General features: G+C 66.5%; 21 protein-coding genes. 17 read left to right on the top strand and 4 right to left on the bottom strand.

Translation table 11 applies throughout. The features are described from left to right. Window positions 1-21: 21 nt before the first annotated feature. Both J2W49_RS13885 and J2W49_RS13880 read right to left on the bottom strand, forming a co-directional pair. Window positions 22-453: a tripartite tricarboxylate transporter TctB family protein gene (locus J2W49_RS13885; RefSeq protein ID WP_310317020.1), complete on the bottom strand. Its 432-nt coding sequence runs from the start codon at window positions 451-453 to the stop codon at window positions 22-24. Window positions 454-568: 115 nt separating this feature from the next. Continuing rightward, a complete protein-coding gene (locus J2W49_RS13880) occupies window positions 569-1561 on the bottom strand; it encodes a Bug family tripartite tricarboxylate transporter substrate binding protein (RefSeq protein WP_310317017.1) in 993 nt (330 codons plus the stop codon). 190 nt (window positions 1562-1751) lie between these two features. On the opposite strand from J2W49_RS13880, the gene J2W49_RS13875 reads away from it, so the two are divergent. Together J2W49_RS13875 and J2W49_RS13870 are read left to right on the top strand one after the other, a co-directional pair. Beyond that, window positions 1752-2453, top strand: a complete 702-nt coding sequence (locus J2W49_RS13875; RefSeq protein ID WP_310317014.1) for a response regulator — start codon at window positions 1752-1754, stop codon at window positions 2451-2453. Further along, entirely contained in the window at window positions 2450-3898 is a 1449-nt protein-coding gene (locus J2W49_RS13870; RefSeq protein ID WP_310317010.1) for a sensor histidine kinase, read from the top strand. The genes J2W49_RS13875 and J2W49_RS13870 overlap by 4 nt, the downstream gene beginning before the upstream one ends. A gap of 255 nt (window positions 3899-4153) precedes the next feature. On the opposite strand, the gene J2W49_RS13865 is transcribed toward J2W49_RS13870, so the two are convergent. Continuing rightward, complete coding sequence (locus J2W49_RS13865; protein WP_310317007.1) at window positions 4154-5113, bottom strand: Bug family tripartite tricarboxylate transporter substrate binding protein; 960 nt, start codon at window positions 5111-5113, stop codon at window positions 4154-4156. 119 nt (window positions 5114-5232) lie between these two features. Between J2W49_RS13865 and J2W49_RS13860 the strand changes: the two genes are divergently transcribed. Then, a complete protein-coding gene (locus J2W49_RS13860) occupies window positions 5233-6480 on the top strand; it encodes a saccharopine dehydrogenase family protein (RefSeq protein ID WP_310317005.1) in 1248 nt (415 codons plus the stop codon). A gap of 138 nt (window positions 6481-6618) precedes the next feature. Here the strand turns inward: J2W49_RS13860 and J2W49_RS13855 are convergent, their stop codons facing one another. Beyond that, window positions 6619-8172 (bottom strand): methyl-accepting chemotaxis protein, encoded by a 1554-nt coding sequence (locus J2W49_RS13855; RefSeq protein ID WP_310317002.1) that lies wholly within the window; start codon window positions 8170-8172, stop codon window positions 6619-6621. A gap of 197 nt (window positions 8173-8369) precedes the next feature. On the opposite strand from J2W49_RS13855, the gene atzF reads away from it, so the two are divergent. The 14 genes from atzF (at window position 8370) to J2W49_RS13785 (ending at window position 22244) form a co-directional block, all read left to right on the top strand. Beyond that, on the top strand, window positions 8370-10133 hold the full coding sequence (gene atzF / locus J2W49_RS13850) for an allophanate hydrolase (RefSeq protein WP_310316998.1): 1764 nt from the start codon (window positions 8370-8372) through the stop codon (window positions 10131-10133). A 70-nt stretch (window positions 10134-10203) separates the two neighbouring features. Next, a complete protein-coding gene (locus J2W49_RS13845; RefSeq protein WP_310316994.1) occupies window positions 10204-11232 on the top strand; it encodes an ABC transporter substrate-binding protein in 1029 nt (342 codons plus the stop codon). A 132-nt stretch (window positions 11233-11364) separates the two neighbouring features. Further along, window positions 11365-12201, top strand: coding sequence for an ABC transporter permease (locus J2W49_RS13840; RefSeq protein WP_310316991.1), 837 nt, complete (start codon window positions 11365-11367; stop codon window positions 12199-12201). Continuing rightward, a complete protein-coding gene (locus J2W49_RS13835; protein WP_310316988.1) occupies window positions 12198-13022 on the top strand; it encodes an ABC transporter ATP-binding protein in 825 nt (274 codons plus the stop codon). Before J2W49_RS13840 ends, J2W49_RS13835 begins: the two co-directional genes overlap by 4 nt. Window positions 13023-13032: 10 nt before the next feature. Beyond that, the gene (locus J2W49_RS13830) at window positions 13033-13236 is read left to right on the top strand and encodes a DUF4089 domain-containing protein (RefSeq protein WP_310316984.1); all 204 of its coding nucleotides are present in this window, start codon (window positions 13033-13035) and stop codon (window positions 13234-13236) included. Between the two features lie 14 nt (window positions 13237-13250). Then, window positions 13251-14654, top strand: coding sequence for an AtzE family amidohydrolase (locus J2W49_RS13825; RefSeq protein WP_310316981.1), 1404 nt, complete (start codon window positions 13251-13253; stop codon window positions 14652-14654). Beyond that, window positions 14651-15037 carry an oxalurate catabolism protein HpxZ gene (gene hpxZ / locus J2W49_RS13820; RefSeq protein ID WP_310316978.1) on the top strand — a complete coding sequence of 129 codons (387 nt, stop codon included), beginning with the start codon at window positions 14651-14653 and terminating at the stop codon, window positions 15035-15037. The genes J2W49_RS13825 and hpxZ overlap by 4 nt, the downstream gene beginning before the upstream one ends. 45 nt (window positions 15038-15082) lie before the next feature. After that, entirely contained in the window at window positions 15083-16189 is a 1107-nt protein-coding gene (locus J2W49_RS13815; protein WP_310316975.1) for a BMP family ABC transporter substrate-binding protein, read from the top strand. Window positions 16190-16202: 13 nt separating this feature from the next. Then, on the top strand, window positions 16203-17273 hold the full coding sequence (locus J2W49_RS13810; protein ID WP_310316972.1) for an ABC transporter permease: 1071 nt from the start codon (window positions 16203-16205) through the stop codon (window positions 17271-17273). 61 nt (window positions 17274-17334) lie between these two features. Beyond that, window positions 17335-18255 carry an ABC transporter permease gene (locus tag J2W49_RS13805; RefSeq protein ID WP_310316969.1) on the top strand — a complete coding sequence of 307 codons (921 nt, stop codon included), beginning with the start codon at window positions 17335-17337 and terminating at the stop codon, window positions 18253-18255. Between the two features lie 9 nt (window positions 18256-18264). Continuing rightward, window positions 18265-19308, top strand: coding sequence for a formamidase (locus tag J2W49_RS13800; RefSeq protein ID WP_310316966.1), 1044 nt, complete (start codon window positions 18265-18267; stop codon window positions 19306-19308). A 4-nt stretch (window positions 19309-19312) separates the two neighbouring features. Next, a complete protein-coding gene (gene biuH / locus J2W49_RS13795; RefSeq protein WP_310316963.1) occupies window positions 19313-20002 on the top strand; it encodes a biuret amidohydrolase in 690 nt (229 codons plus the stop codon). Beyond that, on the top strand, window positions 19999-21561 hold the full coding sequence (locus J2W49_RS13790) for an ABC transporter ATP-binding protein (RefSeq protein WP_310316960.1): 1563 nt from the start codon (window positions 19999-20001) through the stop codon (window positions 21559-21561). Before biuH ends, J2W49_RS13790 begins: the two co-directional genes overlap by 4 nt. A 2-nt stretch (window positions 21562-21563) precedes the next feature. Continuing rightward, window positions 21564-22244: a cysteine hydrolase family protein gene (locus J2W49_RS13785; RefSeq protein ID WP_310316957.1), complete on the top strand. Its 681-nt coding sequence runs from the start codon at window positions 21564-21566 to the stop codon at window positions 22242-22244. Window positions 22245-22280 lie beyond the last annotated feature (36 nt).

The raw sequence follows: 22280 nt of genomic DNA, 5'->3' as shown, positions 1-22280 counted from the left end.
TCGAATTCCTGTTCGTGGGGCTCAGAAACCCCAGGGGCCTTTGGCCAGGTTCAGTCCCAGCAAGAAGTGGAAGACCAGGTAGATGCCCACCGCAATGGCGAAGCCCCCCACGATCGCCTGACGCGGCTGGCCGCCCAGGCGCCACACCAGAAAAGCGGCGGCAAAAATGGTGGCAACCACAAAGCCGGCGATGGGCAGCATCTGCGCGTAGGCGATGAACACGCCCACGGTGGCCACCAGTTCCAGCACCTTGTACAGGCCGGGCCATTCGGGCTCGCTGTCGGGCTTGAAGAACATCACCACCGCCGAGATCGCCATCACACCGGCAATCACCAGCGGAAAGGCCTTGGGGCCCAGCGGGTCCTGGATGAAACTCTCTTCGATGAGCGTGGCGGCCCACATCATCAGCAACGACACCGTCAACACGATGCCGGCAAAAATTCGGTCGCTCATGACCACTCCCTCGATCAGGTGCCTGGGAAACGGAAGGTGCCTGGTGACGGCTGCCATGCAACCGTCAGCAGGCCAGGGAACGGGCGCGGCACGGCCCGCCCCTGGCAGTCACCACTTACTTGACGATGCCGATCTTTTTCGACAAGTCCTGGATCTCGCCCACGGATTCCTTGACGAACTTCTCGAAGGCTTCGCCGCGCAGGTTCAGCGGGGCCATGCCCTGCTTGGCCATGATGTCCTTCCATTCCTTGGAGTCGTACACCGTGCCGATGCTCTTGACCCAGAATGCATAGGCCTCGTCGCTCATCTTGCCGGGGGCATAGAAGCCGCGCCAGTTGGCGCCCACGGCGTTCAAGCCCTGCTCGCGCGCGGTCGGAAACTTGGCAAATTCACCCTCCAGACGCTCGGGCGCCAGCACGGCCAGCACCTTGATCTTGCCGGCGTCGACGAAGCCCTTGGCTTCGGAGATATCGCCCGTGAAGGCCTGGATCTTGCCGGCCAGCAACTGGGTCACGGCCTCACCGCCGCCGTCAAACGCCACGTACTTGATCGTGCGCACGTTGGTGATACCGGCCTTCTGCGCGGCGATCAGCACTTTCAGGTGGTCCCAGCCGCCCACAGCGGATCCGCCGGCGAACGAGATCGAGGTCGGATCGGCTTTCACCTTGGCCATGAGTTCCGGCAAGGTGTTGAAAGGCGAGTCGGCAGCGACCGCGATCATGCCGTAGTCGGCGCCCACGGCCCCCACCCAGCGCACCTGCGTCATGTCGTTGCCGGGGTAGGCGTTCTGGCCGAGGCGGGCGGCCGTCGCCGTGGAGGCCGCCACGATGAGGTTGTTCTCGGAATTGCGCTTGTTCACCACTTCGGCATATGCCGCGCCACCGCCGCCGCCGGCCTTGTTGAGCACCTGCATGGTGCCGGGAATGAGCTTCTGGTCCTGCAGGGCCTTGCCCACCAGGCGGCAGGTCATATCCCAGCCGCCGCCTGCGCCAGCCGGCGCAATGCACTCGGTGCTGCCGGGCTGGAAAGCCCATGCCGGACTGGAAAGCACGGCCATGGACAGTCCGGCGGGAGCAGCCCAGCGGGCCAAAGTGGAAATGTGTGTCATGAAAGTCTCCTGGGTGAACCCGCTATTGCTTGGCGGGTGGTGGGAACATGGCCTCGGGCTTTGACAGCAAAATGCAAGGCCTCAACCATTTAATGGCCGACAGGCTGGAAGCCGCCGGACACGTGCCAATGGTGGTCCGCCTAACTGTCAAACGCCTGTCCACATTCCTAGGGTTGACCCTAGGTCGCTCATGAAACTGCTGCTGATTGAAGACGACCCCACCCTGCAAGCCACGCTGGTGCGCAGCCTTTCCCGGCGCGGATTCGACATCGCCACCTGCAGCGATGGCGGCGAGGCCCTGGATCAGTGGGCGGCCTGCCAGCCCGACGTGGTGGCGCTCGACCTCACCCTGCCCCACATGGACGGCCTGCAGGTGCTCACGCTGGCGCGCCAGCGCGGCTGGAAGACGCCGGTGCTCATCCTGACGGCCAGGGGCACGGTGGGCGACCGTGTCATCGGCCTGAACACCGGTGCCGATGACTACCTGGCCAAGCCTTTTGACCTCGATGAGATGGAGGCTCGGCTGCGCGCACTGGTGCGTCGCAGCGCACCGGCAGCCAGCGAGGGCGACATGGTCAACAGCCACATGCCTTCCATCGGCGCGCTGCAACTGGACCGCGAGAGTGGTGCGGTGCACTGGGGATCGCAGGTGCTGGACCTGCCGCCCCGTGAGCTGGCGCTGCTGCAGGCGCTGATGGGCCGTCCGGGTCGGGCCGTGTCCAAGGAGCGCCTGTTCGAGCTGGTGTTTCCGGGCGAGCAGGACGTGCAGTACGAAGCCATCGAGGTGGTGGCCTACCGCCTGCGCAAACGCCTCGCAGGCACCGGCGTGGAGCTGGTGACCTTGCGCGGCCTGGGCTACTTGCTCCGGGTGCAAGGCGCAGGTCATCCATGAGACTGGCGGAAGAGGCACCCGCCCTCTCCGGCGAATCGCCGGCGCGCAGGACGTCGCTGCGCCGCTACCTGCTGATGGGCATTCTGCTGCCGGTCCTGGGCCTGGTGGGCATCAACTCGGTCAGCCACTATCGCGAAGCGCTGGAGGCTGCGAACACCGCCTACGACCGCACGCTGCTGGCCTCGGCCAAAACCATCAGCGAGCAGCTGGATGTCAAGAGCGAGGACGACGGGGTCCGCCTGATCGCCCGAGTGCCCTACGCGGCGCTGGAAGCCTTCGAGGCCGACAACCAGAGCCGCATGTACTACAAGGTATCGACACCGGGGGGCGTCATGGTGTCAGGCTACGAAGACCTGCCCGAGTGGCAGGGCAAGGTGCCGCTGCACACACCGTATGCCGCTCTGGTGGACTTCTACGACGACCAGTACCGTGGAGAACCGGTGCGGGTGGCCGCATTGCTGCAGCCGGTGGCCAGCATTGGCGGCCAGGGCATTGCCCTGATCCAGGTGGCCGAAACGCTGGAGCTGCGCGAAACCCTGGCCCGGCAGTTGCTGGTGAACACCTTGTGGCGACAGGGCTTGCTGGTGCTGGTGATCGCCTTCGTGGTGGTCATGGTTGTCCAGCGCGCCACCTTGCCGGTGCGCACCTTGTCTGACCACTTGAGCCAGCGCCCGGAAAACGACCTCACACCCATCGACAGTGAAAGCGCCCCGCGCGAACTGTGGCCGCTGATCAACGCCACCAATCAAGTCATGGCGCGGCTGGCCCACCTGCTGGAACACCAGCGCCGGTTTGTGCGCGACACCTCTCACCAGCTGCGCACACCCCTGGCGGTGCTCAAGGTGCAGGTGCAATCGGCGCTGCGGGGCGATCAACCACCCGAAGTCGCACTGAACGAGATTGAACACACCGTGGACCGCGCCACCCGCATGGCCAACCAGATGCTGGCGCTGGCCAAGGTGGAACAGCTGCGCGAACAGGCACAGGCCAGCGCCACCAGCCTGAATGCCGCGGTGCGCGAAGTGGCGCTCGATGTGGCGCCGCTGATCGCCGAAAAGGGCATCGACTTCGACATCGACACCGAGCCCACCTGGGTACGCGCCCACGAATGGATGCTCAGTGAACTCACACGCAATCTGCTGCACAACGCCGTCAAGCACACACCGCGCGGCGGCCGCCTGAGTGTGAAGGTGCACGTCGACGCCTCTTCGCAGGGCTTGCTGCGCGTGAGCAACGACGGTCCGGCCATCTCAGACAGCCAGCGCGAGCGCCTGTTCCAGCCGTTTGCTGCCATGGGCGGCCAGATGGGCGCCGGGCTCGGTCTGGCCATCTGCCGCAGCATCGTCGACGCCCTCGACGGCCGCATCGACGTGCGCAACCGAGCGGCTCAGGCAGACGACCCCGGGGGCGTGGACGTGCTGGTGTGGTTGCCGCTCAGAGGCTGACCGTTCGTGCGTCTTGAGGGCCTGGCGCACAGCGAGGCGGGGGTGCTTTCAAACACCTCCGGAGCGAAATGTCTCAGTCCAGAGATGCCGAGGATCCGCCTCTGCCGGTCCGAAGGTGTGCCCCCTTGAGGGGTCTGAGGGCTGCGGCTCCAAGCCTGCCTGCGCAGGCTTGGACAGCCCGAAGTGGCTGCGACTCTGGCGCGGCCGCGGCCGCAGCCTGCAAGGCACGCGCGAAGCGCGGCGCGGGGGTGGTCCTCAACCTAATCCGGCCTTGACCAGCACGGCGCGCATGCTCTCGAATTCCGCGGCCACAAAGGCCTCGAACGGCTCGCCCAGCAAGGGCTCCGAGATCCAACGGTGCTGAGCCAGCGAGGCGTTCCAGCTGGGAGAGGCCAGCGCGAGGCGCACCCGGTCGATCAGTGCCACACGCTGCTCGACCGTGAGACCGATCGGCGCGCAGACGCCGCGCCAGTTGCCGATCACCACGTCCTGACCCACTTCACGCAGCGTGGGTACGTCCAGGCCGGGCAGACGCTCGGGCGAGGTGAGCGCCACCGCACGCATGCGGTTGCTGGCGATGTGTGGCAGGAATTCGCTCAGACCACTGCCGCCGACGCTGAGGTAACCCGCCATGAGGGCGGCTGCGGCCTCCCCCCCGCCCCGGAACGGCACATAGTTGATGCGGCGGGCGTCCACGCCCATGGCGCGCGCCAGCATGTGCACCGTCACGTGCTCGGTGGAGCCGCGCGAGCCGCCACCCCATTTGATGCTGCGCGGATCGTTGCGAAACTGCACCAGCACCTCCCGCATCGACTCAAAGGGCGACTGGGTCGGCAACACGAAGACGTTGTATTCGTTGGTCAGGCGGGCGATGGGCCGCACCTTGGACAAACCCACCGGCGGCTTGCCTGTGATGATGCCGCCCAGCATGACCGCCCCCATCACCATCAGTGCGTGCGGGTCGCCGCCGTAGGCGTTGGCAAACTGGGCCAGGCCAATGGCACCGGCCGCGCCGCCGCGGTTCTCATAGCTCATCGAAGCGGCCTGTCCCGAGCTGACCAGCGCCTCGCCCAGCGCACGGCCCGTGAGGTCCCAGCCCCCGCCGGGATTGGCGGGAATGAGGAGCTTGAGAACCGGCAGCTCGGCGGCGCGCACGGGCAAAGCGTGCAGCAGGCCGCCCAGGAGCAGCGTTTTCAGAAAGGCATCGCGGCGCATGATCGGGCGACATTACCACGGCTGATCGACGGCGCAAGAGGGTTGCGCGATGGGCCGACGCGCCCCCCTCCTGCGCTGCGGCGGACAGAATGGACAGAGAATTTCTGAGAACATGAGCCATGCACACACATCGCCAGCGTCCTTTTGATCTCATTGTTTTTGGCGCCACCGGGTTCACCGGCCGGCTGGTGGTCGAGTACCTGCACAACAGCTACGGCGTCAGCGGCCCGGTGAAATGGGCCATCGCCGGGCGCAGTGCACGCAAGCTGGCCGCCCTGCGCGACGAACTCGGCATCGCGGCCGAGCTGCCCTTGCGCGTGGTGGATGCAACCGACGCCGACGCGCTGGATGAACTGGTGACACAAACCCGGGTGGTGATCACCACTGTGGGACCGTATCAGCTGCACGGCCAGACCCTGGTCAACGCCTGCGCGCTGGGGGGGACCGACTACGTGGATCTCTGCGGCGAGCCCGGCTGGATGGCGAAGATGATTCCGCTGCTGCAGGGCCCGGCGCAGAACAGCGGTGCGCGCATCGTCTTCTCCTGCGGCTTCGACTCCATCCCCTTCGACCTGGGCGTGCTCTACCTCCAGCACCACGCTCTGCAGAAGTTCGGCAAACCCCTGACCCGGGTACACGGCCGCGTGAAAGTGATGAAAGGCGGGTTCTCCGGCGGCACGGCGGCAAGCCTGCTGGCCACGCTGGAACAGGTGCGCACGGACCCGCAGCTGGCGCACGCGCTGATGGATCCGTTTGCCCTCACGCCCGGCTTCCGCGGCCCGCCACAGCCGGACGACGAGAGGGCCGCCTGGGACAGCCTGGCCGAATCGTGGACCGCGCCCTTTGTGATGGCGCCCATCAACACCAAGAACGTGCACCGCACCCACGCTTTGCTTGGACACCCCTGGGGCACCGGTTTTCTCTACAGCGAACGCACGCTCACTGGCAAGGGCAGTGAAGGCGAACACCGCGCCAGGAAGCTGGCCCGTCAGCACCGGCTGCAGAACGCCATGCTCGGCTTCGCCCCCACCCGCGCCCTGATCCGGCGCTTTGCCCTGCCCAAGCCGGGCGAAGGCCCTTCGCTGGAGCAACGAGAACACGGGCACTACGAGCTGCAGTTTGTGGGCCGCACCGACGACGACAAGGTGCTGAGCGCCACCGTGACGGGTGACCGCGATCCCGGCTACGGTTCCACCTGCAAACTCATCAGCGAGACCGCCTTGTGCCTGGCCCAGCAGGTCGACCTCGACCAGACGCCGGGCGGTGTCTGGACACCCGGTGCCGCCATGGGCATGACGCTGATCGAACGACTTCAGACCCGCGCTGGGTTGACGTTCGCGCTGGACCGCCCTGACCCGATGAATTGAAGCCGATGGATTCATGCCCCGGGCGTAGCGCAATCCTCGAGCGCAGCGGGTGCGATTGCGTGCCTGTGCAACGCACCCGTCGGTGTGAGCGCAGGCGGCCGTCAACTGCACGCAACGTGCATGGCAGCACGCTGGAATTCACTCGAACCGGAACACCGCCACCGCCGCGGCCAGCTGGCGCGCCTGTTCCCTGAGGCTGTCGGCTGCGGCCGACGTCTGCTCCACCAGCGCGGCGTTCTGCTGCGTCATCTGGTCCAGCTGGGTCACGGCCACGTTGATCTGGCCCACGCCGCCGGCCTGTTCGGCGCTGACCGCCATGATCTCGCCCACGATGCTGCTCACCCTTCGGGCGTTGTCCACCACCTCGGCAATGGTGCCACCGGCCTCCTGAACCAGGCGCCTGCCGTCCTCCACCTGGGCGTTCGAGGCCTGGATCAGTTGCTTGATTTCCTTGGCGGCCTGTGCGCTGCGCTGGGCGAGCCCGCGCACCTCGCCGGCCACCACGGCGAAGCCCCGACCCTGTTCGCCGGCACGCGCCGCCTCCACCGCGGCGTTGAGCGCCAGGATGTTGGTCTGGAAGGCGATGCCGTCAATCACGCCAATGATCTCGCCGATGCGACCGGAAGACTGGCTGATGTCACCCATGGTCTGTACCACCTGGCCCACCACCTCGCCACCGCGGCGGGCCACGTCGGCCGACTCACCGGCCAGCCGGTTGGCCTGGGTCGCTGAGGAACTCGACTGCTGTACCGCGGTCGTCATCTCTTCCATGCTGGCCGCGGTCTCTTCCAGACTGCTGGCCGCCTGTTCGGTGCGGTTGGACAGGTCCTGCGAGCCTTTGGCCACCTCGTTGCTGGCGGTGGCGATCTGGTCGGACGCCTGTCGCACGGTGCCAAGCACCTCGCGCAGGCGAGCGGCCATGGTGTCAAGCGAGCGCAACACTCGCTGCGGTTCGCTCTCTCCCTGGGCCTGCAGGCGCAGCGACATATTGCCCGCAGCCATCTGTTCCACGGCCCGCAGCGCCTCCTGGCTGCTGCCGACCAAGCCCCGGGTGATGGCATAGCCCAACCAGGCCAGCGACAGAATGGCCGCCAGCCCCAGGGCCGCCACCCATCCCATGGCCTGTTGCGTACCGGCCAGCAGGACTTGGTGGTCCTGCTCCGCGTGCTCGGCCTCGAACAACAGCAAGGCGGCCACGGCGCCCTCCAGGCGCTCCAGCAAAGGCCGGCACTTCTCGATGATCAGGGCAGCGGCCTGGTTCATGTCGCCACCGGCCGCGATCTGCGTGATGTTCAGGGCCACCGGGCCGTAGTCGGCTTCGGCCGCCACCACCGCATCCACCAGCCGCTTTTCATCCGGCCCGCCGTTCACGACGAGCTGCTGGAGTTGCGCCAGCGCGGTCTGCGTGGCCTCGTGGGCCTGTTTGACCCGGGACAGCTCCTGGCCACTCACCTCGGGGCTCGTGGCCAGCGTCAGGTTGCGCGCGGCCACCGCACGGGCGTTGACGGCCTGGATCAGCTCGTTGGCGACCCGCTGGCGCGGCACATTGATGTCGTGGCTCTGCCGGGCCATCTCGGCACTGTGCATCAGGCCCCAGGCACCGACACCTGCCACGCAGGCCAGGAACAGAACGGCAACCGCCAGCAAGGCCGACAACTGCGTGCGAATGGGCCGCCGCGAAAGCTGAAACATGGACACCTCACCTGAAAAGTTTTTTCGGACAACTGCGGATCGGCAGCCTGCGCAACAACTTGACGGAAAAGGGGAACATTACCCAAATCTCGGGCGGAGCCCATCCGACCAGTGGCGGCCAACACCGCATCAAAGGGAGGTCGCATGCTGGCACTCAACTTGCATGTGTTCTTGTATCCAAGATGGAATGCTTGAACATGGTGCAAGAAACAATCCCTACCGAAGCGACACTTTCTGGCGCGACCCTGCCTGTGCCCGCCGGGGCCGCAGCCCCTGCGCTGGCGCCCCAGGCCTGGATCCATCGCCCTGACGAACCTCTGGCAGGCGCGGCAACCGGCCCCCTCGCGGGCCTGCGCTTCGCCGTCAAGGACAACATCGACGTCGCCGGCTGGCCCACCACCGCCGCCTGCCCGGCGTTCGCCTACACCGCCGGCGCACACGCCAAAACGGTGCATCTTTTGCTCGATGCTGGTGCATCGCTGGTCGGCAAGACCAACCTCGACCAGTTCGCCTGTGGTCTGAACGGCACGCGCTCGCCATATGGTGCGGTGCCCAATGCCATCAACCCCCTGTACGTATCGGGCGGCTCCAGCTCGGGCTCTGCCTATGCGGTGGCCACCGGCCAGGTCGACTTCGCCCTGGGCACCGACACCGCCGGTTCTGGCCGTGTGCCGGCCGGGCTGAACAACATCGTGGGGCTGAAGCCCTCGCGCGGCCTCATCAGCGCGCGCGGCGTGGTACCGGCCGCGCAGTCGGTGGACTGTGTGTCCATTTTTGCCACCACGGTGGCGCGCGCGGCCCAGGTGCTGGCGGTGACCATGGCGCACGACCCGGCCGACCCATACTCGCGCAGCCTGCCCATGATCACAGAGCCTCTGGGACAGCGGTTCCGCTTCGGCGTGCCCGACACCCTCGGCTTCTTTGGCGACGATGCCGCAAAAGCCGCCTTCGACCAGGCGGTGGTGCAACTGGCGGCCATGGGCGGCGAGGCCGTGACCATCGACTACGCCCCTTTGGCCGAATGCGCCGACATGCTCTACGGCAGCGCGCTGGTGGCGGAACGCTACGCCGCCGTGCGCGACTTCGTCGACACGCACGAAGACGCCCTCATTGAACCCGTGCGGAGCATCCTGGCATCGGGCAAGCAGCACAGCGCCGCCGACCTGTTTGTGGCCCAGACGCAGCTGGCTGCACTGGCACAGCGGGCCAACACCATGTGGGAAGGCATCGACCTGCTGGTGGTGCCCACCGCCCCCACGCACTACACCATCGAGGCCATGCAGGCCGACCCCGTGGCGCTCAACCGCAACCTGGGCGCCTACACCAACTTCGTCAACCTGCTCGACTACGCCGCCCTGTCGGTGCCCGGCAGCCTGCGTGCCGATGGCCTGCCATTCGGCATCACGCTGATCGGCCGCTGCGGCAGCGACTGGCAACTGGCCGAACTGGGCCAGCGCTTCCACCACGCCACCGGCCTGCCGCAAGGGGCCACCGGCGTGCCGTTGCCACCGATGCAGACCATTCCCGGGTTGAAGACCGCTCCCTCGCCCAGCGTGCGCGTGGCGGTGGTGGGCGCCCACCTCTCCGGCATGCCGCTCAACAGCCAGCTCACCGAACGCGGCGCCACCCTGGTGGCCCGCACCCACACCGCCGCGCTGTACCGGCTGTACGCACTGCCCAACACCACGCCGCCCAAGCCCGGCCTGCTGCGCGTGGCGCCCGACGAAGGCGAAGCGATCGAGATCGAGGTGTGGGACATGCCGCTGGCGCACTACGGCAGCTTCGTCGCACTGGTGCCCTCACCGCTGTCCATCGGCACGCTGCAATTGGCCGACGGCGGCAGTGTGCAGGGCTTCCTGTGTGAGCCCCTGGCGCTGCAGGGCGCGACCGACATCACGCCGCTGGGCGGCTGGCGGGCCTACATCGCCTCCATCACACCACAGCAACTGGCGTTTCCCTGATCCCGGGCCATTCCCACTCCGTTCTTCCTTCTTTTCTTCCTTTTTTCTCTCAACCTTGCAGGAGCCCCTCATGAAGCCATCCCTCCACGCCACCGCCGTCACGCCCTCGCTGGCCTCACCGCGCCGGCGCAATGTGCTGCAGATCGGTGCCGCCGGTGCGGCCCTGGGCCTGCTGGGTGCGCCTGCCCTGCTGCACGCCCAGACCGGCCCCAAGATCCGCATCGGCTACTGGCCCATCGCAGCCGGCCTGCCCTTCTACTCGGCCATTGAACTGGGTTACTTCAAGGAAGCCGGGCTGGACGTGGAAGCCCTGAAATTCGCCGGCGCGCAGCAGGTGATGGAGGCGGTGCTCTCCGGCCGCGCAGATGGCACCTCCAACGGCACCGGTTCGGCCAACATCGCCATCGGCGAGATCGCCCAGCCCGGCACCTTCAAGATCTTCTGCTCCAACCCGAGCAACGTGGACAACGTGCTCGACGAAATCATCGTGCCCGTGGCCAGCCCGGCCAAGACCATCGCCGACCTGAAAGGCAAGCGCATCGCCTCGGGCCCCGGCATCCAGAACGTGACCCTGGCCAAAACCGTGCTGGAGCGCGGTGGCGCCACCGGTGCCACCGTGGTGGAACTGCCCATTGGCCAGCATGTGGCCGCCCTGGCCGCCGGCCAGATCGACGGCGCCTACACCCTGGAGCCCACCGGCACCATCGGCCGCATGAACGGCACCAGCCGCGTGCTCGAACCCGGCGTGATCGCGCACTACGTGCTGGGCGACCCCAAGGCCCCCTGGTTCGGTGGCTCGGCCTCACTGTCTTCGGACTTCATCAAGAAGCATCCGGAAGAAGCGAAAAAATTCGTCGCCGCTTACGGCAAAGGCGTGGCCTATGTGCGCAGCAAGGCCACAGAGGCGCGCCAGTACCTCAAGGGCTACACCGCCATCGAAGGTGCACTCACCAGCGAAGTGCCACTGGCCGCGTACACCATGTACAACGAATTCACCCCGGCCGACGTGGCGCACTTCCAGAAGTTCTTCGACCTGTTCTCGGACAAAGCCATCTTCAGCAAACGGCTGATGGTCGACAGCATGCTCTACAAGGGTTAAGCCTGAACCACCCCCGCGCCGCTTCGCGTCACCTCCTCAAAGGGGGCGGCACTGGCCGTCCGGCAAAGCCGGCCCGGCGGTGCCCCTGGACTGGACCGTTTCATGCGCCATGGAACAACTACGTTGAAACACATGACCACACCGAATACCACTCAAGACGCCCCCAAGGCCTGGGCGCCGCCGGCCTCAAGCGATGCGTCTGCCGCGCCGCGCAAGGCCGACTGGGGCCGGGCCCTGCCCTTCGTGGGCCCGGTCGTGCTCTTCATCATCTGGGATCTGGCGGTGCGCCTGGGCTTCATCAAGCCCATCCTGCTGCCGCCGCCATTGGACGCCATGGGCGCCCTGATCACCGGCCTGGCCGGCGGCCCGCTGCTCACCGACTTCATGGTCACCGTCTGGCGCACCGTGCAGGCTTTCATGATCGCCGCCGTGGTGGGCATGCCGCTGGGTGTGCTGCTGGGCAGCAACGAAAAAGCCTACCGCAGCGTGGAGTTCCTGATCGATTTCTTCCGCTCCACACCGTCGTCGGCCTTGATCCCGCTGTTCCTCATGATCTTTGGCGTGAGCGACATCAACAAGGTCGCCATCGCGGCTTTTGGGGCGTTGCTCATCGTGGTGTTCAACAGCGCGTATGGCGTGATCAATGCGCGCAAACAGCGGGTGATGGCGGCCAAGGTGATGGGCGCCACACGCTGGCAGGTGTTCAAGGACGTGCTGATCTGGGAAAGCCTGCAACCCAGCTTCGTGGGCCTGCGATCTGCCGTGTCGATGGCGCTGGTGATCGTGATCGTGGCCGAGATGTTCATCGGTGCCGACAGTGGATTGGGCAACCGCATCATCAATTCGCAGCAGGTGATGAATGTGAAGGACATGTACGCGTCGATCCTCGCGGCTGGTGCGCTGGGCTACGCGCTGAACGTTCTCTTTCTTGTTGTCGAACGCCGCATCGTGCACTGGAGCGGAAGATGAACGCAGTCCTGAATGAACCCGTCTACGACGCCGACGTGCCCGTGCCCGAATTCAAACCCGGCCCGGCCGGCACACACATCACCATCCGCGGCCTGACCAAGTACTTCGCGGGCTGGCCTCTGTACGAGAACTTTGATCTCGACATTCCCAAGCACAAAATCGTCTCGGTGTTCGGCCCCAACGGCTGCGGCAAGAGCACGCTGATCAACATGATCGCGGGCCTGGTGCCCATCGATTCGGGCGAGATCCTGTTCGATGGCAAGTCGCTGAAGGACACCAAGATCGGTTACGTGTTCCAGAACTACCGCGAAGCGATGTTCCCCTGGATGCGCACCATCGACAACATCGCCTACCCGCTCAAGCTCGAAGGCAAGAGCAAGGCCGAGGTGGACCGGCGCGTGGCCGAACTGGTGGCCAGCTTCGATGTGAAGTTCGATCTCAACCGCTACCCCTATGAACTCTCCGGCGGGCAGCAGCAAACGGCGTCCATCATGCGCGCGCTCGCACCCAACCCGGAGGTGCTGTTCCTGGACGAACCCTTCTCGGCGCTGGACTTCGAGATGACGCTGTTCATCCGCGAAAAACTGCAAGAAGTGTTCATGCAGACCGGCACCACCATGATGCTGGTCTCGCATGATCTGGAAGAAGCGGTCTACCTGGCCGACCAGGTGCTGCTGCTCACCAAGCGCCCCACCAAGGTGGCCGAGATCCTGCCCTACGACGACCCGCGCCCGCGCACCGTGGCCACGCTGTCCGAGGCCAGCTTCATTGCGGCCAAGAAACGCAGCCTGGAGGTGTTCCAGCGCGAAGTGCGGCGGTGAGGGGACGGCGATGAACGAAGCACAGACCCTGGCCTACGTGCAGGCCGCCGCCGTGGCGGTGGACCTGCCACTGGACGACGCACAAGCCGCGCGCGTGGCCGTGCACCTGCAGCGCACCGCCGGCATGGCTGCCCTGCTCGACGCCTTTCCGCTGGAAACACACGACGAACCGGCCGAGCTGTTCCACCCCGCTCCTTTCGACCAGCCGCGCTGACCTGAGACCAGCCCATGCCCACGCTTTCACTTTCTCAAATCGCGCAGGCTGTGACCAGTGGCGAGCGCAGCGCGACCGAGGTGCTGGAAACCTTCATCACCCGCATCGAAGCCACTGAAGCCCGCGTGAACGCCTTCACCGGTACCCGTTTCGAAGCGGCGCGCACACAGGCTCAGCGCGTCGACACCCAGCGCGCACGCGGCGAACCGCTGGGCCCATTGGCCGGTGTGCCGTTCGCCGTGAAGAACCTGTTCGACATTGCCGGTGAAGTGACACTGGCCGGCTCCAAGGTGAACCGCAGCCATCCCCCGGCCACCACCGATGCGGTGCTGGTGCAGCGCCTGCAGATGGCTGGCGCGGTGCTCGTGGGCTCGCTCAACATGGACGAATACGCCTACGGCTTCACCACTGAGAACACCCACTACGGCCCCACGCGCAATCCGCACCAGCTGGACTGCGTGGCGGGCGGATCGTCTGGCGGTTCGGGCGCGGCGGTCGCCGCTGGCCAGGTGCCGCTCACGCTGGGCTCGGACACCAACGGCTCCATCCGCGTGCCCTCATCGCTGTGCGGTGTGTGGGGCCTCAAGCCCACGTTCGGCAGGCTGTCACGGCGGGGCAGCTTTCCGTTCGTGCACAGCATCGACCACCTGGGCCCGTTCGCCAGCGACCTGCCTGGCCTGGCCCTGGCCTACGACGCACTGCAAGGCCCCGACCCGCTGGACCCGGGCTGCTTCGCCACTGCCGTTGAACCCGTGTCCCATTCATTGGGACAGGGTGTGCACGGCCTGCGCATCGGCGTGCTGGGCGGCTACTTCATCGAGCACGCGACACCACCGGCGCAACAGGCCGTGGCCATGGCGGCCGAGGCCCTGAGGGCACACACCGCCGTTCACGACGGCGTGGAGTGGCCCGACGCGGCGCAAGCCCGTGCGGCCGCCTTCATCGTCACCGCCAGCGAAGGCGGCAGCCTGCATCTGCCCGCGCTGCGCACGCAGGCGGTCGATTACGAACCCTTGTCGGTGGACCGGCTGATTGCCGGCGCGCTGCAGCCCGCCACTTGGTACGCCCGCGCACAGCGTTTCCGTCGCGTTTATCGCGACAAGGTCAACGCCCTGTTCCGCGACTGGGACGTGCTGATCGCGCCCGCCACGCCGTTGGCCGCCACACCCATCGGTACCGAGTGGATCGACATCAACGGCACACGCTTCCCCTGCCGCCCCTCCATGGGCCTGCTCACACAGCCGATCTCGTTCGCCGGCTGCCCGGTGGTGGCCGCGCCCCTGTGGCCTTCGGGTACGGATGGTCTGCCCATTGGCACGCAACTGATTGCCGCCCCCTGGCGCGAGGATCTGGCACTGCGCGTGGCGCAGGTACTGGCGTCGTCGGGCGTGGCCCGCGTGAAGGAGGCACCTTTGTGAGCCCGACTCCAGAAATCAACCTGCCTGAAGTGCTGGCCGAAGTCACAGGCGCCTTCGAGCGCTACGAAGTGGCGCTGGTGACCAATGACGTGGCCGTGCTGGACGAGCTGTTCTGGAACAGCCCGCACACGCTGCGCTACGGCGCCACCGAAAACCTCTACGGCTACGACGCGATCCGCGAATTTCGCGCCAACCGCCCGTCAGCCGGCCTGGACCGCACTCTGGGGCGAACCGTCATCACCACCTACGGCCGTGACTTCGCCACCGCCAACACCGAGTTCGTTCGCGCCGGCAGCGACCGCACCGGCCGCCAGAGCCAGACCTGGCTGCGAACGCCCGAGGGCTGGCGCGTGGTCGCTGCGCACGTGAGTCTTCTTGCCTGAGTCCACTTTCCATCCTCCCTTCCACCCACCCCCAGGAGCCTTCCCATGAACCTCGCATTCCCCAACCGCCGCGACACCCTCAAGACCCTGGCCGCGCTCGGCGCTGCGGCCTCCAGCCCGCTGGCCTTCGCCCAGAAGACCATCACCGTGGGCGTGATCTATGTGGGCCCGCGTGACGACTACGGCTACAACCAGGCACACGCCGAAGCCGCGGCCATGCTCAAGAAGATGGCGGGCGTGAAGGTGGTGGAAGAAGAGAACGTGCCCGAAACCGCGGCCGTGCAGCGCAGCATGACCGGCATGATCGCGCAGGACGGTGCCGAACTGGTGTTCCCCACCTCCTTCGGCTACTTCGACCCGCACATGCTGGCCGTGGCCGGCAAGTTCGACAAGGCCCGCTTCGCCCACTGCGGCGGCATGTGGACCGAGGGCAAGCACCCCAAGAACACCGCCAGCTTTTTCGGCTACATCGACGAGTGCCAGTACCTCAACGGCGTGATCGCCGGGCACATGAGCAAGAGCAAGAAGATCGGCTTCATCGCTGCCAAGCCGATTCCCCAGGTGCTGCGCAACATCAACGCCTTCACCATGGGCGCGCGCTCGGTCGACCCCAGCATCACCACCAACGTGATCTTCACCGGCGACTGGTCCATGCCGGTCAAGGAAGCCGAAGCCACCAACAGCATGGCCGACCAGGGCGTGGACGTGTTCACCATGCACGTGGACGGCCCCAAGGTGATCGTGGAGACCGCGGCCAAGCGCGGCAAGATGGTTTGCGGCTACCACGCAAGCCAGGCCAAGCTCGCACCCCAGGCCTACCTCACCGGCGCCGAATGGAACTGGCTCACCGCCTACACCGCTTTCGTGGAAGCAGCCCGCAGCGGCAAACCGCACCCCAACTTCGTGCGCGGCGGCCTGAAGGAAGGCTTCGTCAAACCATCGGCCTACGGCCCCATGGTGACCGATGCCGCCAAGAAGCAGGCCGACGGCATCAAGGCGCAGATGGTGGCCGGCAGCTTCGACATCTTCAAGGGACCGCTCAAGGACAACAAGGGCGCGACCATCATCCCGGCGGGCAAGGCGTTCAAGCAAACGGACCTGGAGCTGGAAAAAATGAACTACCTGGTCGAAGGCGTTCAAGGCACGGTGTGAAGCCCATCTAGCCATGCGCAACATCCTCCTGCCCACCGGCGCCATCCTCGCGGCCTTGCTGCTGTTTGGCCTGTTCGTGTCCTTCGCTGGCGTGAACCCGGTGGAGGTGTGGGTGCTGCTGTTTAAGGGGGCGTTTGGCGACTGGTATTCGTGGCAGAACACGCTGCAGCGCGCCGCACCGCTGATGCTCACCGCCTTGTGCGTGGCCATTCCGGCGCGCGCGGGTCTCACCGTGATTGGTGGCGAAGGTGCGCTGGTGCTGGGTGGGCTGGCCTGTGCGGCGCTGGCGCACGCGGTGCCCTTGCCGGCTGACGCGGTGGGCACGGTGGCGGTGTGTGTGGCGGGTGCGTTGGTGGGTGGCCTGTGGATGGCACTGGCGGGCTGGTTGCGACAGTACCGGGGCATCAACGAAACCATCAGCAGCCTGCTGCTGGCCTATGTGGCCATCGGCCTGTTCAAGCATCTGGTGGAAGGGCCGCTGCGCGACCCGGCCAGCCTCAACAAGCCGTCCACCCCGGCGCTGGATGAGGGCCTGCTGATCGGCACCATCGCTGGGTCCGACGTGCACTGGGGCCTGGTGATCGGTGTGGTGGTGTGCGTGGTCGCGGGGCTGTGGCTCAAGCTCACACCCTCGGGTTTTGCGGTGCGTGTGGTGGGGGGCAACCCGCGCGCCGCACAACTGGTGGGCCTGCCCGCCACGCGCCTGGTGGTGCTGGCCTGCGCCCTGGGTGGCGCGGCCGCCGGACTGGCCGGGGCGATTGAAGTGGCTGCGGTGCACACGAGTGCCAACGCGGCCCTGATCGCCGGCTATGGCTACGCCGGCATCCTGGTGTCGTTCATTGCGCGGCACAACCCGCTGGCTGTCGTGCCGGTGGCCATCGTGTTCGGTGGCTTCGGCGCCGCCGGCAGCCTGCTGCAACGCCGCCTGGGGCTGCCCGATGCTTCCGTGCTGTTGCTGCAAGGCATCGCCTTTGTGCTCATCCTGGCCAGCGAAGCGCTGCGCGACACCGACTGGAAGGCACTGTTCGCGCGCCTGGCCCGCATCCAGCCGGTGGAGCCGGTACCTCAGGGAGAAAAGCCATGACCGAAGCGCCGGGCCGCCCCAAGCAAGGTCGCACCGCAGCGCGAAGCATGGAGGTTTCCGAATGACCGCAGACCAGTTGATCATCTTCCTCAGCGGCATCGTCGGTGGCGCGCTGCGCGTGGGCGTGCCCTTTCTGTTCGTGAGCCTGGGCGAATGCCTCACGGAAAAATCGGGCCGCATCAACCTGGGCCTGGAAGGCGTGCTGGTGCTCTCGGCCATGACGGCCTTCGGTGCAGCCTACCTCAGTGGTTCGCCCTGGATCGGCGTGCTGGCCGGTGCCTTTGCGGGCGCCCTGCTGGCGGCGCTGCACGGTGTGCTGTGCTCGCTGCCGCGCGTGAACGACATCGCCACCGGCATCGCCCTTATGTTGTTGGGCATGGGTCTGGCCTTCTACCTGGGCAAGCCGCTCATTCAACCGCAGGCGCCGCAATTGCCGGCGCTCTCGCTGGGCGGCTGGAGTGACTCGGCCGCCGTGCGTTCCGCGCTGGAAGTGAACGCGCTGCTGCCCATCGGCCTGGTGATGGCCCTGGTCATGGCCTGGGCCTTTTCCAACACCCGCCTGGGCCTGCTCGTGCGCATGGCCGGCGACTCGGCCAACGCCACGCGGGCGCTCGGCTATTCTGTGTCCGGCATCCGCATCGCGGCCACCACCGCTGGTGGTTTCATCGCCGGGCTGGGCGGCGCCTCGCTCACCTTGTTCTACCCCGGCAGTTGGAACGAAGGCATCTCCAGCGGTCAGGGCCTGATCGCGGTGGCGCTGGTGATCTTCGCGCGCTGGAGCCCTTTGCGTTGCGTGGGCGCGGCCCTGCTGTTTGGTGGTGCGGGCGCCATCGGGCCGGCGCTGCAGTCGGTGGGCATCGGCTGGGGCTACCACCTGTTCAACATCGTGCCGTATGTGCTCACGTTGTTGATCCTGGTGATCACCTGCAAACCCGGCGTGGTGGTGCCCGGCAGCCCCGGCGAACTCTCTTCAACCAAATAGGAGCAACGCATGAGCGGATTGGGCGGTCTGAACAAATCGAAGCACGGCGTGGTCGTGGGCCTGGTGCAGTTGCAGTTGCCAGTGGTGGAAACCCCCGCGCAACTGGCGGCGCAGACGCAGCGCATTTGCGACATGGTGGCCAAGGCGCGGCGTAACCAGGGCACCATGGACCTGGTGGTGTTCCCGGAATACGCGCTGCATGGCCTTTCCATGAGCACCGCGCCCGAACTCATGGTCTCGCTCGACGGCCCGGAAGTGGCGGCCTTCAAGCAGGCTTGCGTCGACAACCACATCTGGGGCTGCTTCTCCATCATGGAGGCCAACCCCGGTGGCAACCCGTACAACAGCGGGCTCATCATCGACGACACCGGCGCCATCCGCCTCTACTACCGCAAGCTGCACCCCTGGGTGCCGGTGGAACCCTGGGAACCCGGCAACCTGGGCGTGCCGGTGTGCGATGGTCCCAACGGCAGCAAGCTCTCGCTCATCATCTGCCACGACGGCATGTTCCCGGAAATGGCGCGCGAGGCCGCGTACAAAGGCGCGGAAATCATCCTGCGCACCGCGGGCTACACGGCACCCATCCGCCACGCCTGGAAAATCACCAACCAGGCCAACGCGTTTCAAAACCTGGCCATCACCGCCAGCGTGTGCCTGTGCGGCAGCGACGGCACGTTCGACTCCATGGGCGAAGGCATGTTCTGCAGCTTCGACGGCACCGTGATCACCGAAGGCGGTGGACGCGTCGACGAGATCATCACCGCCGAACTGCGACCCGACCTGGTGCGCGAAGCGCGCCAGGGCTGGGGCGTGGAGAACAACATCTACCAGCTCTACCACCGGGGTTACGTGGCGGTGAAAGGAGGCGCGCAAGACTGCCCCTACACCTACATGCATGACATGGCAGCCGGCACCTACCAGTTGCCCTGGAAGGTCGACGTGACCGACGGCACCTCCTGCGGCTTCGACGCCCCCACCCGCAACTACCAAGGCCCCGAGGCACACCCGCTGGTGCCCGACACGGCCGTGTCATCAATCAAAAAAGCCGCCTGAAACCATGGAACGCTTCATCGACGCCAACCCGTATGCCTGGCCGTACAACGGCGACCTGCGGCCAGACAACACCGCGCTGATCGTCATCGACATGCAGACCGACTTCTGTGGCGTGGGTGGCTACGTGGACAAGATGGGCTACGACATCTCGCTCACGCGCGCACCCATCGCCCCCTTGCAGACGCTGATGGCCGCGATGCGAGGCGCCGGCTACACAATCATTCACACCCGCGAAGGCCACCGACCCGACCTTTCCGACCTGCCGGCCAACAAGCGCTGGCGCTCGCGGCAGATCGGTACCGACGGCGTGGGCATTGGCGACGACGGGCCTTGCGGGCGCATCCTGGTGCGCGGGGAACCGGGCTGGGAAATCATTCCGGAACTCGCCCCCCTGCCAGGTGAGGCCATCATCGACAAGCCGGGCAAGGGCTCGTTCTACGCCACCGACCTGGAACTGCTGCTGCGCACGCGCGGCATCAGCAACCTCATCCTCACCGGCATCACCACCGACGTGTGCGTGCACACCACCATGCGCGACGCCAACGACCGCGGCTTCGAGTGCCTGCTGCTCTCCGACTGCACCGCCGCCACCGACCGGGGCAACCACGAAGCCGCGCTGAAGATGATCACCATGCAGGGCGGCGTGTTCGGTGCCCACGCCAGTTCGACGGCCGTTCTGGAAGCACTGGCATGAACGAGAACGCGGCCATCGGCGGCCTGCCGACCCCTACCGGCGCCCTGGCCCTGGACACCTACGACCTGGGCATGCGCTTCGGCAGCTTCCAGGCGCTGCAGGGCGTGAGCATGAAGGTGGCGCCCGGCACGGTGCACGCCCTGCTGGGCGAAAACGGTGCAGGCAAGAGCACGCTGGTGAAGTGCGTGGCGGGTTTCCAGCGCCCCACGTCGGGCAGCATCCTGATCGACGGGCGCGAACAGGCCATTCCCAACCCGGTGGTGGCGCGCACCCTGGGCATTGGCATGGTCTACCAGCATTTCACGCTGGCGCCGGGCATGACCGTGGCCGAAAACCTGCTGCTCGCTGGCGGCAAGACACCGGCCATCATCGACTGGAAACAGCAACGCGCCGACCTGGCAGCGTTCCTGAAAACCACGCCCTTCCAGCTCGACCTGGACGCACGCCCGCAGGAACTGGCCGCCGGCGAAAAACAGAAGCTGGAACTGCTCAAGCAGCTCTACCTGAAGCCCCGCCTGCTGATCCTGGACGAACCCACTTCGGTGCTCACGCCGCAAGAGGCGGACGAAGTGCTGGGCCATGTGCGCGAATTTGCGCGCAGCGGCCAGTGCACCGTGCTCATCATCACGCACAAGTTCCGCGAAGTGATGGCCTATGCCGACGACGTGACCGTGCTGCGGCGCGGCCAGGCGGTGCACCACTGCGCCGTGGCCGGCACCACACCGGCCTTGCTGGCGCAGGCCATGGTGGGCGATTCAACAGCGGCCAGCGAAAGCACGGCCGGGAGAGCTGCAGACGCAACAAACGCTGCGGCAACCGCTTCCCTGGTGGTGAATGGCCTGAAAGTGATGGGCGACCGGGGCGCACTGGCGGTGCAGGACCTGAGCCTGGCGGTGGCCGCTGGCGAGATCCTGGGCGTGGCCGGCGTTTCAGGCAACGGCCAGCGCGAACTGGTGGAGGCCCTGGTGGGACAGCGCGCCCGCACAGGCGGCAGCGTACAAGTGCAAGGGCAACCCTATGCGGCCCGGCGCGAAGAGAACCACGCGCTCAAGGTGCGCAGCCTGCCCGAAGAACCGCTGCGCAACGCCTGCGTGGGCGACCTGTCGGTGGCCGAAAACATGGCCCTGCGCGATTTCGACCGCCCCCCGCTGTGCAGCGCCGGCCGGCTGCGGTTTGGCCACTGGCGCAGCCGGGCGCGCGCATGGATCACCGACTACGGCATCAAGACCCAGGGCGAGAACGCGCCCATCCGCAGCCTCTCGGGCGGCAACGTGCAGCGCGCCGTGCTGGCGCGCGAGCTGCACGGTGACATCCACGTGCTGATCGCGGCCAACCCGGTGTTCGGCCTGGACTTCGCTGCCGTCAAGGAAATCCACACCCGCCTGCGCGGCGTGCGCGACCAGGGCGGCGCGGTGCTGCTCATCAGCGAAGACCTGGACGAATTGCTGGAACTGGCCGACCGCATCGTGGTGATGAGTGAGGGGCGCATCGTGTTCGAGACACCAGCAGCCCAGGCAGAGCGCCATGTTCTCGGCGCACACATGGGCGGAGGCCACTGACCATGCAAATACCCGCCCAACCCTTCCCTTTTGATTTCGAGCTGGCGCACACCGCGCTGGTGATCATCGACATGCAGCGCGATTTCGTCGAGCCCGGTGGCTTTGGTGAAACGCTGGGCAACGACGTGTCGCTGCTGCAGGCCATCGTGCCAGCGTGCCAGGGGGTGCTGCAGGCCTGGCGCGTGGCCGGTGGGGCGGTGGTGCACACGCGCGAGGCGCATGCGCCGGATCTGTCGGACTGCCCACCGGCCAAGCGCCTGCGCGGCAACCCCAGCCTGCGCATCGGCGATGCGGGGCCGATGGGGCGCATTCTGGTGGCGGGTGAACCGGGCAACCAGATCATCGCGGCACTCACGCCCGAACCGGGCGAATGGGTGATCGACAAACCGGGCAAGGGTGCCTTCTACGCCACTGGCCTCCATGAAACGCTACAGGCGGCGGGCATCACCCACCTGCTGTTCATGGGCGTGACCACCGAGGTCTGCGTGCAGACCAGCATGCGCGAGGCCAACGACCGGGGGTACGACTGCCTGCTGCTGGAAGACTGCACCGAAAGCTACTTCCCGCACTTCAAGGCCGCCACCGTAGACATGCTGCGCGCGCAGGGCGGCATCGTGGGCTGGACCGCACCCAGTTCCTCGCTGTTGGCCGCACTCGCCAAAGTGGCGCACCAAGACTGCTAGAGTTTGAACGTGCACAACTCCACATTCAACCTTCAT

The sequence above is a fragment of the Hydrogenophaga palleronii genome, from assembly GCF_031457455.1.
Lineage (GTDB): Bacteria > Pseudomonadota > Gammaproteobacteria > Burkholderiales > Burkholderiaceae_C > Hydrogenophaga > Hydrogenophaga palleronii_A.
This window is presented reverse-complemented; position numbering and strand designations above follow the sequence as displayed.